The following is a 13,452-nucleotide window of genomic DNA, read 5'->3' on the forward strand; positions in this document are numbered from 1 at the left end:
CGTGACCCCCGGGTTGGACATCGCGCTGCTGCTCGGTGCGGCGGTGCTGCTGGTCGCGGTCGGCGCGGTGCGGCTCTCCACCCGGCTCGGCGTGCCCAGCCTCCTGGTCTACCTGGCGTTGGGTGTGGCGATCGGCGAGGGCGGGTTGGGCATCCAATTCGACGACGTCGAGCTGACCCGGACCCTCGGCTTCTGCGCGTTGATCGTGATCATCGCGGAGGGTGGCCTCACCGCCCGGTGGACCACGCTGCGCCCGGTGCTCGGGCTGGCCTCGGTGCTCTCCACGATCGGGGTGATCGTCAGCATCGTGGTGGTCGGCGTCGCCGTACATCTGCTGCTGGGGTTGGACTGGCGCTTGGCGCTGCTCTACGGCGCGGTGCTCTCCTCCACCGACGCGGCGGCCGTCTTCGCCACCCTGCGCCGGCTGCGGTTGCCGCCCCGGCTGGTGGCGACGTTGGAGGCCGAGTCGGGGATGAACGACGCCCCGGTGGTGCTGCTGGTGGTGCTGCTGTCGCACCAGGGCTTGTCGCACCCGTGGTGGTACGAGGTCGCGCTGGTCTGCTACGAGTTGGGCATCGGTGCGGCGGTGGGCGTGGCGGCGGGCGTCGGCGGCACCTGGGCGTTGCGTCGGGCCGCGCTGCCCTCGGCCGGGCTCTACCCGATCGCCGCGGTGGGCATCACCGTGCTGGCGTACGCCGCGGGGGCGGTTCTGCACGCCTCGGGGTTCCTCGCCGTCTACGTGGCCGGGGTGCTGCTGGGCAATGCCCGCCTGTCGCACCGGCAGGCGATTCTCGGCTTTGCGGACGGGCTGGCCTGGCTCGCCCAGATCGGGTTGTTCGTGCTGCTCGGGTTGCTGGCCTCGCCGGGCCGGCTGGACGCGGCGGTGCTGCCCGCGGTGGTCGCGGGGCTGGCTCTGGTGCTGCTGGCCCGGCCGCTGTCGGTGGCCGTCTCGGCGTTGCCGTTCGGGGTCGGCCTTCGAGAACAGGCGTTCCTGTCCTGGGCCGGGTTGCGCGGGGCGGTGCCGATCGTGCTGGCCACCATTCCGCTCTCCGAGCGGGTGCCCGGCGCGGAGCGGCTCTTCGACGTGGTCTTCGTGCTGGTGGTGATCTTCACGCTGGTGCAGACCGGGACGCTGGGGCCGTTCGCCCGGCGGTTGCGGGTGACCGCGCCGGCCGAGGCCGCCGAGATCCACGTGGAGATCGCGCCGCTGGAGCGGATGCGGGCGGACCTGCTCCAGGTGGAGGTGCCGCCGGGATCCCGGCTGGCGGGGGTGCACGTCGACGAGTTGCGGCTTCCGCTGGGTGCGTCGGTGACCCTGGTGCTGCGCGACGGGGTGGGCTTCGTGCCCGCGCCGGACACCCGGTTGAAGACCGGCGACAGTCTGCTGATCGTGGCGACCGCCGGGGTTCGGGACGCCGCGGAACGGCGGTTGCGGGCGGTCAGTCGGCGGGGTCGTCTGGCCCGATGGTTTGGTGAGTACGGGGATGAGGCGGTCGGTTGATCTGCTAGCGTTCCCTTTGCCCCAGCTTGGCATAGCTAGGGGCTGTTAAACGGTGCGACGGTGCGGCACGTTGTCGGACGCCTGTACGTTCCGTATTCTTGCCAATCTCCGGAGTGCGCGGCGATCATCGCCGTGCGCCCCTTTTCGTACATAGGGGACGCCCTGGTCGGCGCCCCCTGACCAGGCGCCGCGGACCGCGCGGTTCCCCGGCCGAGGGAGCGACCCATGGCGAAGCCAGCCGACACCAGGACCGCCGGGCGAAAGCCGGTGGCCAAGGCCACCCGCAGCACGGCGGAGACCGAGAAGATCCGGGCGGCGCTGGCGGCGCGGCGGGACGAGCTGCGCGCCGAGTACGATCAGACGCTGAGTGAGATCACCGAGCTGCAGCGCGAGCGGCTGACCGACTCGGCCGGGGACGACCAGGCCGACACGGGCACCAAGACGCTCGAACGGGAGCAGGAGATCTCTCTCGCCAACAGCATTCTGGAACGGATCACGCAGGTCGAGCGCGCTCTGGAGCGCCTCGACGAGGGTGGTTACGGCTGGTGCGAGCGGTGCGGCAACCCGATCCCGGTCGAGCGCCTCGCCGCCTTCCCGTCGGCCACCCTGTGTGTGACGTGCAAGCAGCTGGAGGAGCGGCGCTGAGGTCCGTTCCCCGGCGGCGATGAGACGGTGAGCGATCACCGCCAAGACTGTCGATGGGGAGCGAATGACCGCAGCACCGTCCGCCGAACCCGGCCGCAACGACCCGGGCGGCGGCACACGCCGCCGACCCCGGGCCGTCGCGATTCTCGCCGGAGTCGCCCTGGTGGCCCTGCTGGCCGACCTGGTCACCAAGCACCTCGCGTTGGCCGCGCTGACCGATCGGGGGCCGGTGCGGCTGCTCGGCGGGTTCGTCTACCTGAGCCTGACCCGCAACAGCGGCGCGGCCTGGAGCATCGGCGCCGACCACACCTGGATCTTTCCGCTGATCACCATCGGTGTGGTCGGCTGGATCGTCTGGATGGCGCTGCGCCTGCGCTCGCTGCCCTGGGCGATCTCCCTCGGGCTGGTGCTGGGTGGCGCGTTGGGCAACCTCGTCGACCGGATCTTCCGGGCACCGGCACCCTTCCACGGGCACGTGGTCGACATGATCAGCCTCTTCGACCCGTACGGTCAGGTCTGGCCGGTGTTCAACCTGGCCGACAGCTCACTGGTCTGCGGCGTGCTGCTGGCCGTCCTGCTGGAGTTGACCGGCCGTCAGCGTGACGGCCGGCGGGCGGGGCGTGCCGGCGACCAGGCCACGACGGACACCGCGCAGGGCACCGAGCAACGGGAGCGGGCATGACCTCCACCTTCGCCGCTGGCGGCGACCACCGTTCCCTCCCAGTGCCGGACGGCCTCGACGGCATGCGCCTGGACCAGGCGGTGTCCCGCCTGTTCGGGCTCTCCCGCACCGCCGCCGCAGCCCTGGTCGACGCCGGCGACGCGCTTGTCGACGGCTCCGCCCGGCCCAACTCGCACAAGGTCAAGGCCGGCTCCTGGCTTGACGTCACGCTGCCCGCCCCGGTCGCACCGCCGACCGTGGTGCCGCAGGCGGTGCCCGGCCTACGGGTGGTCTACGCCGACGACGACATCGTCGTGGTCGACAAGCCGGTGGGCGTGGCCGCGCACCCCAGCCCCGGGTGGACCGGCCCGACGGTGATCGGCGCCCTCGCCGCGATCGGGCACCGCATCTCCACAAGTGGCGCCGCCGAGCGGCAGGGCGTGGTGCACCGGCTCGACGTGGGCACCACCGGGATCATGGTGGTGGCCAAGAGCGAGCAGGCGTACACGGCGTTGAAGCGGGCCTTCAAGTACCGCGAGGTGGACAAGGGCTACCACGCGGTGGTGCAGGGTCACCTGGACCCGCTGCGCGGCACCGTCGACGCGCCGATCGACCGGCACCCCACCCACGACTACCGGTGGGCGGTGGTCTCCGGCGGCAAGCCGAGCATCACCCACTACGACACCCTGGAGGCGTTCCCGGCGGCCAGCCTGGTCGACGTCCGACTGGAGACCGGCCGGACCCACCAGATCCGGGTGCACTTCTCCACCCTGCGGCACCCCTGTGTGGGTGACCTCACCTACGGCGCCGATCCCACCCTCTCGGCCCGTCTCGGCCTGGCCCGACAGTGGCTGCACGCCCGCGAACTGAGCTTTTTGCACCCCCGTTCGGGGGACGAGGTCCGGTTCGTCAGCGACTACCCTGACGACCTGGACCGTGCGCTCCAGATCCTGCGTGACTGAGCGGCGACCGCCCGACACCGATCCACAGAGGGGATCCCGCCCGTGCGCGCCGGCAATCTGCTGCGGCAGTTGGACCAACGGCTGCTGCCGCCGCTGACCCGCGCCGTGGCCCGGCTGGGTGACTCCTCGGCGCGCCCCGGCGTGCTCAGCTGGGCCGCCGTGCTCTCCGCGGCGGCGGTGCTGGGCACCGCGGTCTGGGCGGTCGACGACACTGCGGTGGGCGACCGGACGGTCGGCGAGGTGACCCGGGTCGGCGTCTCCGACGGCGACTCCGTCCCTGGCTACCTCCGGTCCGCCGCAGCCGACCTGGCCGCGCTGTCCGCGTCCGCCCCGGCCGCCGAGGGCGGGACGTACGCGCTTGTCACGCTCGACGCGTACCTGCCGCCGCAGCGGCTGGCGACGGTGCTCGGCGACGTCGGGGTCTCGACCGTCTTCGGGCGGGTTCCGCTGCCCGGTCGGCAGACCGAGATCGTCAAGATCCCCGCGCTGCGGGTGCCGGACGACGTGGTCGCCGGGATGACAGAGGTGGCGGCCCGCAAGGACACCGAGGCCGCCGACTACCGGGCCAGGGCCGCCGCGGTGGGCGGCGGCGGGGTGGGCGAGCGGGAATTGCGGGAGCGGTACGCCAGCGGCGCCGAGGTGGCCGCCGCCGAGGCCGCCGCGTACCGCACCGGCTGCGCCTGCGTCTACGCGGCGGTGGTGCGTGCGACGCCGGTGGCGTTGCGCGGCGTCGCCACCCTGCCGGAGGTGCGGGCCGTCGACCCCGCCCCCGAGGTGTACCGGCTGGACCGCACGGTCTTCACGCCGCCCCTGCCCGAGCAGCGCGACGTGGTGCGCCCGCCGGCCGACACCGAGCCGAGCCCCGCACCGACCCGGGCCGAGCGGCCAGAGCCGGAGACCACCGCGGCGGTGCCCGCGACCCCGATGGTCGAATCGTCGGAACCCGCACCAGTCGTGACGATTCCGTCACCTGAACCGTCGAAGTCGGAGCCGACCGAGCCGGCGCCGCCGAGCGTCACCACCTCGCCGGACGCCCTCGACGTCGAGCCGTCGACGCCGACGTCGTCGTCGTGATCTGCGTCGGCTGGTGTGCGCTCTGCGGTGTGGTCCGAATAGGGTTGCGTTCGTAGCCTGTCAGACGGAGATTGATGGCGCTGGGAGGGCGGGCCGTGGAGGGCAGTGAGACCGGCTGGGGCCGGCCGGCCGAACCAGCGCCGCGGTGGCGCGCGTTGTTGGACCGCGCCCGGCTGGGCGGTCGCGGCACGGAGCACACCGAGCCGGACCGGCGCGCCGAGGAGACACCACCGGACCCGCTGCCACGGCGTGCGGCCCCCAACGGCTACGCCGGGCGGGCACCCGCCATCGGGCATCCGGCCGACCTGTCGTACGGCGCGGAGCCCGGTTACCGGGCCGAGGCGACGTACCGTGTCGACCCCGCCTACCGGGCCGAGCCGGGTTATCGCGCTGAGCCGGACTACCGGGCCGAGCCGGCTTATCGGGCCGAGCCGGCGTACCGGGCCGAGCCGGCGTACCGGGCCGAGCCGGGTTATCGGGCCGAGCCGGACTACCGGGCTGAGCCGGGTTACCGGGCCGAGCCGGGCTACCGCGCGGAGCCGGGTTACCGGGCCGAGCCGGACTACCGCGCCGAGCCAACGTACCGGGCCGAGCCCGAGCCGCCGCCACGCGGCCCCGACCCGGTCCCGTCGCGCTACTCGTTGCTGGACAACGGCTACCGGCCGGGCGACCCACAAGCGCAGTCGCGGTACGCCCTGCTGGAGACCGGCTACCAGCCGGAGACCGGCTATCCGGCCGCCCCGCCACCGGCCCCGCCGGTCGCCCCGCCGGTCACACCTCCCGTCACGCCGCCATCCGCCCCGCCGGTCGGCTCGGCGGTCGCCGAGCGCGCCTACCCGGCCCGGGTCGAGTGGCGGCCACAGGTCGTCGACCCGGAGCAGGAGCGCGCCAACGGGGTGCTCCAGCGTGACCTGGGCACACCCCGCGTGTTCGCCTTCGCCAACCCCAAGGGTGGGGTGCACAAGACGACTGCCACGGTGCTCGCCGCGGCCACGGTCGGCAGCGTGCGCGGCAAGGGCGTGCTGGCCTGGGACGACAACGAGCTGCGCGGCACCCTCGGCCTGCGCGCAGGCAGCGCCCGGCATGCCCGGACGATCCGGCACCTGATCAGCGATCTGGCCCAGATCGAGATCCTGGAGGGCGCGACTCTGCTGGATCGCCTGGACGACTACCTGCGGCACGCCTCCGACGGCTCGTACGACGTGCTGGCTGGCGAGGAGAGCCCGCGCTTCGCCCAGCGACTGGACCAGTTCACCGTCCGACGGGTGCTGGAGTTGCTACGGCGTACCCATGACGTCGTCTGCGTGGACACCGGCAACAACGTGGAGAGCCCCAACTGGCGCACGGTGATGCAGGCCGCCGACCAACTGGTGGTGACCACCGTGCCCCGTGAGGACGCGGCGTTCAGCGCGGACTGGATGCTCGACCTGCTGCACGAGGAGGGGATGGGCGAGCTGGCGGACAACGCGATCACCCTCATCTCCTGCCCGACCCCGGGTCGCTCGACGTTGCAGGACGACCTGGAGCGGCACTTCGCCACCCGTACCCGTGGCGTGGCCGTGGTGCCGTACGACCCGGCTCTGGAGACCGGGTCGTCGATCGAGTACCACCAACTCCAGCCGGAGACCAGGCAGGCGTGGCTGCGGGCGGCGGCGATGATGGTGGAGCCGTTCGCCCGGTGAGCTGGTCTGTCGCCACCGGAGCCCCGGCCTCGCGGCGGGCCTGAGAGGATCATCGGGTGAGCGCGGAAAACCCCGATCCTGAGCGGCCCGTCGACGAGCCCGACCGGCCGGCACCACCCCGTACGCCGGGTGCGCCACCGCCGGAGGCGGACCCGGCGGCCGGGTTCGGCCCCGACCAGGTCCCCGCCTCGATGGCGTACCAGAGCTCGTTGGAGCTTCGGTACGACGAGCCGCGTCGTCCGCTGCGTGCCGTGGCGACGGTGCTGGGCACTGTGCTCGCGCTGGCCGTGCTGGGTGTCCCGCTCGGGCTGCTCTGGGCGGCGCTCGCGCCCGACACTCCGGTGCTCAAGACCGCCGAGGGGGCGATCTACGCCGACCCGCAACCGGAGCAGCCGATCGCCGCCGACGGCTGGTTCAGCCTGCTCGGGCTCGCCTTCGGGCTGCTCGTGGCGCTCGTCCTGTGGTTCGTGCTGCGTCGGCGGCGTGGCCCGGTCGGGTTGCTCGCCGCGGTGCTCGGCACCCTGGTCGCCGCGCCGGTGGCCTGGCAGGTGGGGCGGCGGATCGGCCTGGCCGCCTTCGACCGGTTGCTGGCGACCGCCCCGGCCGGGCAGGCCTTCAGCAAACCCGCCGACCTGCGGGCCGGTGGGGTCGAATGGCTGCTCGGCGTGCTGCCGGTGCCGCACGGCAACCTGCTGCTGCCGGCGTTCGGCGCCGCGGTCATGTACACCCTGCTGGCCGGCTGGTCGCGGTGGCCGGGGCTGCGCCCGGAGCCCGACCCGGCGGAGTTCAGTTGGGTGTCGGCGGGGACGCCAGCTCCGCCAGCGGCACCGGAACCGCCCGCACCTGACGCAGCAGAGCCGCCTCGCGGTTGAGCAGCCGCAGCTCGGCACGGAGCCGGGAGGCCGTGTCGTCGATGGCCAGCAGCCTTTGCCGGTCGTCGACGGTGAGCGCCGCGGTCGCCGCCACCAGGTGCGAGAGCACAGTCGGGTCCTCCGGCAGTTGCTCGGAGATCTCCTCCGGGTCGGAGCGGATCAGGCCCAGGTACTGCCGGAACACCGCGATCACCCGGGCGGCCAGCAGATCGGCCACCTCGTCCGGGCCGCCCGGATCGGGCAGCCATTCCACGTCGGCGGTCAGGTAGGGCGTGGTGCTGTCGGCGACCTCGGCGATGCGGAAACGTCGCCGGCCGACCGTGACGATGTCGAAACCGCCGTCGGCCAGCTCGGTCACCTGGCGCAGCTCGGCGGTGCAGCCCACCTCGTGCAGGGTGACCTCGCCGACGCCCGCCGACGTCCGGGCGCCGGGACCGGCGGGCGCGACCTCCCAGCCGGATTGGATGGCCACCACGCCGAACTCACGCGGGGCGCCCTCGGGCAGGTCGACCAGATGTCGGACCAGCGCCCGGTAGCGCTCCTCGAAGATGTGCAGCGGCAGCACCAACCCGGGGAAGAGCACCGTGGCGAGCGGGAACACCGGCAGCCGTGCGGTCACGTGGTCGAGCCTAACGAATCTCGCCGGAGTGGGCGTGGCCCGGCTCACCGTCCCGTCCCACGGGCGGTTCGGGTGGACGTCGGGCTGGCCGCCTAGACTCGCAAGGGTGCTGAATCGGATCGACCTGCGCGACGGTCTCGGTGACCCGCGCCGCCTGCTGCCCCGTGCCCAGCTCGACGTGTCGGTTGCCGTCGAGCGCATCCGGCCACTGGTGGAGGCGGTCCGGGACCATGGGTACCCGGCGATCCGGGAGGCAAGCGAGCGGTTCGACGGCATCTCACCGGAGGTGCTGCGGGTGCCGGTCGAGGCGATCACCGAGGCCGAGGGGGTGCTCGACCCGGCGGTGCGCGCCGCGCTGCTGGAGTCCATCGCCCGGGCCCGGCGGGTGCACGACGACCAGCGGCGCACCGACCACACCACCCAGGTGGTGCCCGGCGGCACGGTCACCGAGCGGTGGCTGCCGGTCGACCGGGTCGGCCTCTACGTGCCCGGCGGCCTGGCGATGTACCCGTCGACAGTGGTGATGAACGTAGTGCCCGCCCAGGCGGCCGGGGTGCGCTCGCTGGTGGTGGTCAGCCCGCCGCAGAAGGACAACGGCGGCCTGCCCGACCCCCGGGTGCTCGCCGCGTGCGCGCTGCTCGGCGTCGACGAGGTGTACGCCGTGGGCGGGGCCCAGGCGGTGGCGATGCTGGCGTACGGCGCGGCGGCGGACCCGGCGGGTGCGCTGCGGTGCGACCCGGTCGACCTGATCACCGGCCCCGGCAACATCTGGGTGACCGCCGCCAAGCGGTTGCTGCGGGGCGTGGTCGGCATCGACGCCGAGGCCGGGCCGACCGAGATCGCCATCCTGGCCGACGACACGGCCGACCCGGCCCACGTGGCCGCCGACCTGATCAGTCAGGCCGAGCACGACCCGCTGGCCGCGAGCGTGCTGGTCACCCCGTCGGTGGCGTTGGTCGAGGCGGTCGAGCGGGAGTTGGCCCGGCAGGTGCCGGCGACCAAGCACACCGAGCGGGTCACCACGGCGTTGACCGGTGAGCAGAGCGGCGTGGTCCTGGTCGACGATCTCGAGGCGGGGTTGCGGGTGGTCGACGCGTACGCGGCCGAGCACCTGGAGATCCAGACGGTCGACGCCCGGGAGTGGGCGCTGCGGGTCCGTAACGCCGGGGCGATCTTCGTGGGCGCGTGGTCGCCGGTGTCGCTCGGCGACTACTGCGCCGGGTCCAACCACGTGCTGCCCACCGGCGGCTGCGCCCGGCACTCCTCCGGGCTGTCCGTGCAGTCCTTCCTGCGCGGTGTGCACCTCATCGAATACACCGAGGCCGCGCTGCGGGACGTGGCGCCGCACGTGGTCACCCTGGCCAACGTGGAGGACCTGCCCGCGCACGGCCAGGCGGTTCAGGCCCGCTTCCCGGGAGGCACGTCGTGAGCGAGCGCACCGACCTGGACGATCTGCCGATCCGCGCCGACCTGCGCGGGCTGTCGCCGTACGGGGCGCCGCAGCTCGACGTGCCGGTGCGGCTCAACACCAACGAGAATTCCCACCCGGTGCCGGAGCCGGTGGTCGAGGCGATCGGCAAGGCGCTCGCGGCCGAGCTGCGCGAGCTGAACCGCTACCCAGACCGGGACGCGGTGGCGCTGCGCGCCGACCTGGCCGACTATCTCGGGCACGGTCTCACCGTCGAGCAGGTGTGGGCGGCCAACGGCTCCAACGAGATCCAGCAGCAGCTGCTCCAGGCGTTCGGCGGGCCGGGGCGCAGCGCGCTCGGCTTCGTTCCGGCGTACTCGATGCACCCGCTGCTGGCCCTCGGCACCAGCACCCGGTGGGTGCCCGCCGCACGCGGCGTCGACTTCGGGTTGACCGCCGAGGAGGCGGTCGCCCAGGTCCGCGAGCACCAGCCGGACGTGGTCTTTCTCTGTTCGCCGAACAACCCCACCGGCACCGCACTGGACCCGGCGGTGATCGCCGCGGTGCTCGACGTCGCGCCCGGCATGGTGGTCGTCGACGAGGCGTACGCCGAGTTCGCCCGACCCGGGACGATCAGCGCCCTCGCGGTGCTGCCCGGCCACCCGCGGCTGGTGGTCACGCGGACGATGAGCAAGGCGTTCGGCTTCGCCGGCGGCCGGCTGGGTTACCTGGCCGCCGACCCGGCGGTGGTGCGGGCGGTGCAGCTCGTCCGTTTGCCGTACCATCTCTCCGCGCTCACCCAGGCCGCCGCGCGCGCGGCGGTGGCCCACCGCGATGCCCTTCTCGGTACGGTGAGCGCGATCATGGCGCAGCGGGACCGGATCGTGGCGACGCTGCGCGAGCGGGGGTTGCGGGTCGCCGACAGCGACGCCAACTTCGTGCTCTTCGAGGTGGGCGGCGACCAGACCATCGTCTGGAACGCCCTGCTGGCACAGGGGGTGCTGGTCCGCGACGTCGGCCTGCCCGGCTGGCTGAGGGTGACCGCGGGCACCGCCGCCGAGACCGACGCGTTCCTTTCTGCAATGGAGACTGTGCAATGAGTCGGACCGCCCGGGTGGAACGGATCACCAAGGAGACCAAGGTCCTCGTCGAGATCGACCTCGACGGCACCGGCGCCGCCGAGATCAGCACCGGCGTCGGCTTCTACGACCACATGCTGCACCAGATCGCCCGGCACGGCGGCTTCGACCTGACCGTGCAGACCGTGGGTGACCTGGAGATCGACGCGCACCACACGATCGAGGACACCGCGCTCGCCCTGGGCGCCGCGTTCGACCAGGCGCTGGGGGACAAGGCCGGCATCCGGCGGTACGGCTCGGCGACCGTGCCGATGGACGAGGTGCTGGTCCGGGCCGCGGTGGACCTCTCTGGTCGGCCGTACGTGGTGCACGACGAGCCGGCGCTCGCCCCCTACATCGGGCCGGTGTACGCGACGAGCATGACCCGGCACATCTGGGAGTCCTTCGGCCAGGCGGCCCGGGTCACGCTGCACGTCGACGTGCTGCGGGCGGCCCGGCCGGGCGGTCACCCGGACGCGCACCACGTGGTGGAGGCGCAGTTCAAGGCGGTCTCCCGCGCGTTGCGTGAGGCCACCTCGATCGACCCGCGTTCCGCCGGTTCGATTCCGAGCACGAAGGGCGCCCTCTAATGGGGGCCGCGCTGCCGACGTTGCTGCTGATCCTGGCCGGGGTGCTTGTCGGTGGCACCTGGTCGCTCTATCGGCAGGGTGCGCCGAAGGCCGCCGTGCTGATCACTGCGGGGCTCGCGGTGCTCGCCACGGTCGCCGGGGTTCTGCGGCTGCTGCCGGAGAACGGGTGAGCGGGGTGACGACGTGAGTGACGTGGTGGTGCTCGACTATGGTTCGGGCAATCTGCGCTCGGCGGAGCGGGCGCTGGCCGCCGCAGGCGCGGATGTCCGCGTGACCGACGACCTGGCCGCCGCGGCTGCCGCCGAAGGTCTGGTGGTGCCGGGTGTGGGCGCGTACGCGGCGTGCATGGCGGGGATCGAGGCGCTGGGCGCCGGCCCGGTGATCGCCGAACGGGTGGCCGCTGGTCGGCCGGTGCTCGGCATCTGCGTGGGCATGCAGGTGCTCTTCGAGCACGGCGACGAGCATGGTGTGGTGACCAAGGGGCTGGGGCTGCTGCCCGGCGGGGTGACCCGGCTGGCCGCCACCCGCTTGCCGCACATGGGTTGGAACACGGTCCGGGCACCCCGGGAGTCGGTGCTGTTCGCTGGGCTGCCGGAGCAGAGCCGGTTCTACTTCGTCCACTCGTACGCGATGGGCGACCCGGCGGCGCTGGCCGCTGCCGGTGCCACGGTGACCACCGCCCACCACGACACGGATTTCGTCGCGGCGGTGGAGCGTGGCTCGTTGTCGGCGGCCCAGTTCCACCCGGAGAAGTCCGCCGAGACCGGTGCCGCGCTGCTGCGCAACTGGCTCGCCACGTTGCCCAGCGGTGGCTGAGCGTCTTCGCGCGGCGCCCGGCCGAGGGGCGTCGCGGTGAGCCGGGAACGGGCCCGTCGGCGGGCGGAGCGGGAGGCGGAGCAGGCCCGGGAGCGGGCGGTCCGGCAGCGCCAGGTCGCGCGCCGGCAGCGCCGTCGGGCGGTGGTCCGTCGGTTGACGCCGCAGCTGCGGCGGGGTCGCTCCGGGCGGCTGGAACGGCACTCTCGGGGTGAGCGCGCCGCGATCGTGCTGCTCACCGGCGCGGCGCTGATCCTGATCTGGACGTTCGTCGACAATCTGGCGTTGCGTATCGCGTTGATCGTGCTCTTGCTGCTCGTACTGCCGGCGATCGTCGTGATCGCCCTGGACCGTCGTACCTGATCGAGGAGAAGACCTTGAGCCTCACCCTGTTACCCGCCGTGGATGTCGCCGACGGCCGGGCCGTTCGGCTCGTGCAGGGCGCTGTCGGAAGCGAGAGCATCTACGGCGAGCCGCTGGACGCCGCGCTGGCCTGGCAGCAGGACGGCGCCGAGTGGATCCACCTGGTCGACCTGGACGCTGCGTTCGGTCGGGGCACCAACGCGCACCTGCTCGCCGAGGTGGTGCGCCAACTGGACGTGAAGGTGGAGCTCTCCGGCGGCATCCGCGACGACGAGTCGCTGCGGGCGGCGCTGGGCACCGGGGCGGCCCGGGTGAACATCGGGACCGCCGCCCTGGAGGACCCGGTCTGGTGTGACCGGGTGGTCGAGGAGTACGGCGACCGGGTGGCCATCGGGCTGGACGTGCGGGGTCACACCCTGTCCGCGCGGGGTTGGACCCGCGACGGCGGTGACCTGTACGAGGTGTTGGAGCGGCTGGACAAGGCGGGTGCGAGCCGGTACGTGGTCACCGACATCACCAAGGACGGCACGATGCGCGGGCCGAACCTGGACCTGCTGCGTGAGGTGTGTGCCCGTACCGACCGGCCGGTGATCGCCTCCGGTGGGGTGTCCACGCTTGACGACCTGCGGGCGTTGGCGACGCTGGAGTCGGTCGGGGTGGAGGGCGTCATCGCCGGCAAGGCGCTCTACGCGGGCGCCTTCACGGTGGCCGAGGCGCTGCGGACGCTGGCCGAGGCGTGACGACGACCCGGCTCGGCTCGGGCGGCCCGTGGGAGCAGCGCTACGGCTATTCCCGGGTGGTCCGCGCCGGTGACCGGGCCTTCACGGCCGGCTGCACGGCGACGGTGGATGGTCGGGTGGTGCACGTCGGTGACGCCGCCGCGCAGACGGCGCAGGCGCTGCGGATCGGGCTGGCCGCGCTCGCCGAGGTGGGTGCGGAGCCGGGCGACGTGGTCCGGACCAGGATGTACGTGACGGACCGGCTGCACGCCGACGAGGTGGGCCGGGCGCACAACGCGGTGTTCGGCGCGGTTCGGCCGGTGGCGACCCTGGTGGTGGTGGCCGGTCTGCTGGACCCGGAGCACCTGGTCGAGGTGGAGTTGGAGGCGTACCTCGGCGATCGCTGAGGTACGCCTCCCGTCGCG

General features: G+C 73.2%; 16 protein-coding genes. 15 read left to right on the forward strand and 1 reads right to left on the reverse strand.

The genetic code is table 11. The features are described from left to right. The first annotated feature begins 1 nt into the window (after window position 1). The 7 genes from IF46_RS0115125 to IF46_RS0115155 all read left to right on the forward strand — a co-directional run bounded on the left by IF46_RS0115125 (window position 2) and on the right by IF46_RS0115155 (window position 7,397). A complete protein-coding gene (locus IF46_RS0115125; RefSeq protein ID WP_030488975.1) occupies window positions 2–1,501 on the forward strand; it encodes a potassium/proton antiporter in 1,500 nt (499 codons plus the stop codon). A gap of 225 nt (window positions 1,502–1,726) precedes the next feature. Continuing rightward, window positions 1,727–2,146, forward strand: coding sequence for a TraR/DksA family transcriptional regulator (locus IF46_RS0115130; RefSeq protein ID WP_030488976.1), 420 nt, complete (start codon window positions 1,727–1,729; stop codon window positions 2,144–2,146). Between the two features lie 64 nt (window positions 2,147–2,210). Then, window positions 2,211–2,828, forward strand: coding sequence for a signal peptidase II (gene lspA / locus IF46_RS0115135; protein WP_030488977.1), 618 nt, complete (start codon window positions 2,211–2,213; stop codon window positions 2,826–2,828). After that, window positions 2,825–3,769 carry an RluA family pseudouridine synthase gene (locus IF46_RS0115140; protein ID WP_030488978.1) on the forward strand — a complete coding sequence of 315 codons (945 nt, stop codon included), beginning with the start codon at window positions 2,825–2,827 and terminating at the stop codon, window positions 3,767–3,769. Before lspA ends, IF46_RS0115140 begins: the two co-directional genes overlap by 4 nt. 42 nt (window positions 3,770–3,811) lie before the next feature. Beyond that, window positions 3,812–4,843 (forward strand): hypothetical protein, encoded by a 1,032-nt coding sequence (locus IF46_RS0115145; RefSeq protein ID WP_030488979.1) that lies wholly within the window; start codon window positions 3,812–3,814, stop codon window positions 4,841–4,843. A 74-nt stretch (window positions 4,844–4,917) separates the two neighbouring features. Further along, complete coding sequence (locus IF46_RS0115150; protein WP_030488980.1) at window positions 4,918–6,525, forward strand: MinD/ParA family ATP-binding protein; 1,608 nt, start codon at window positions 4,918–4,920, stop codon at window positions 6,523–6,525. Between the two features lie 56 nt (window positions 6,526–6,581). After that, on the forward strand, window positions 6,582–7,397 hold the full coding sequence (locus tag IF46_RS0115155; RefSeq protein WP_030488981.1) for a DUF2567 domain-containing protein: 816 nt from the start codon (window positions 6,582–6,584) through the stop codon (window positions 7,395–7,397). Here the strand turns inward: IF46_RS0115155 and IF46_RS0115160 are convergent. Next, entirely contained in the window at window positions 7,312–8,016 is a 705-nt protein-coding gene (locus IF46_RS0115160) for an LON peptidase substrate-binding domain-containing protein (RefSeq protein WP_030488982.1), read from the reverse strand. The two genes, IF46_RS0115155 and IF46_RS0115160, sit on opposite strands and share 86 nt — an antisense overlap. A 106-nt stretch (window positions 8,017–8,122) precedes the next feature. Between IF46_RS0115160 and hisD the strand changes: the two genes are divergently transcribed. Genes hisD through IF46_RS0115200 form a run of 8 tightly spaced genes read left to right on the forward strand, consistent with a single transcriptional unit; the run spans window position 8,123 to window position 13,434 of the window. Next, window positions 8,123–9,445 carry a histidinol dehydrogenase gene (gene hisD, locus IF46_RS0115165; RefSeq protein ID WP_030488983.1) on the forward strand — a complete coding sequence of 441 codons (1,323 nt, stop codon included), beginning with the start codon at window positions 8,123–8,125 and terminating at the stop codon, window positions 9,443–9,445. Continuing rightward, the gene (locus IF46_RS0115170; RefSeq protein WP_030488984.1) at window positions 9,442–10,524 is read left to right on the forward strand and encodes a histidinol-phosphate transaminase; all 1,083 of its coding nucleotides are present in this window, start codon (window positions 9,442–9,444) and stop codon (window positions 10,522–10,524) included. Before hisD ends, IF46_RS0115170 begins: the two co-directional genes overlap by 4 nt. After that, window positions 10,521–11,132 (forward strand): imidazoleglycerol-phosphate dehydratase HisB, encoded by a 612-nt coding sequence (gene hisB, locus IF46_RS0115175; RefSeq protein WP_030488985.1) that lies wholly within the window; start codon window positions 10,521–10,523, stop codon window positions 11,130–11,132. Before IF46_RS0115170 ends, hisB begins: the two co-directional genes overlap by 4 nt. Beyond that, window positions 11,132–11,302, forward strand: a complete 171-nt coding sequence (locus IF46_RS34785) for a hypothetical protein (protein ID WP_198041444.1) — start codon at window positions 11,132–11,134, stop codon at window positions 11,300–11,302. Before hisB ends, IF46_RS34785 begins: the two co-directional genes overlap by 1 nt. 13 nt (window positions 11,303–11,315) lie before the next feature. Further along, window positions 11,316–11,948: an imidazole glycerol phosphate synthase subunit HisH gene (gene hisH, locus IF46_RS0115185; RefSeq protein WP_030488986.1), complete on the forward strand. Its 633-nt coding sequence runs from the start codon at window positions 11,316–11,318 to the stop codon at window positions 11,946–11,948. A gap of 36 nt (window positions 11,949–11,984) precedes the next feature. Continuing rightward, entirely contained in the window at window positions 11,985–12,308 is a 324-nt protein-coding gene (locus tag IF46_RS0115190) for a hypothetical protein (RefSeq protein ID WP_030488987.1), read from the forward strand. A gap of 14 nt (window positions 12,309–12,322) precedes the next feature. Beyond that, a complete protein-coding gene (gene priA / locus IF46_RS0115195; protein ID WP_030488988.1) occupies window positions 12,323–13,048 on the forward strand; it encodes a bifunctional 1-(5-phosphoribosyl)-5-((5-phosphoribosylamino)methylideneamino)imidazole-4-carboxamide isomerase/phosphoribosylanthranilate isomerase PriA in 726 nt (241 codons plus the stop codon). Then, the gene (locus IF46_RS0115200) at window positions 13,045–13,434 is read left to right on the forward strand and encodes a RidA family protein (RefSeq protein ID WP_030488989.1); all 390 of its coding nucleotides are present in this window, start codon (window positions 13,045–13,047) and stop codon (window positions 13,432–13,434) included. Before priA ends, IF46_RS0115200 begins: the two co-directional genes overlap by 4 nt. Window positions 13,435–13,452: the final 18 nt, after the last annotated feature.

This window comes from Micromonospora chokoriensis (assembly GCF_000718555.1).
In the GTDB taxonomy this organism is placed as follows: Bacteria; Actinomycetota; Actinomycetes; order Mycobacteriales; family Micromonosporaceae; genus Micromonospora; species Micromonospora chokoriensis_B.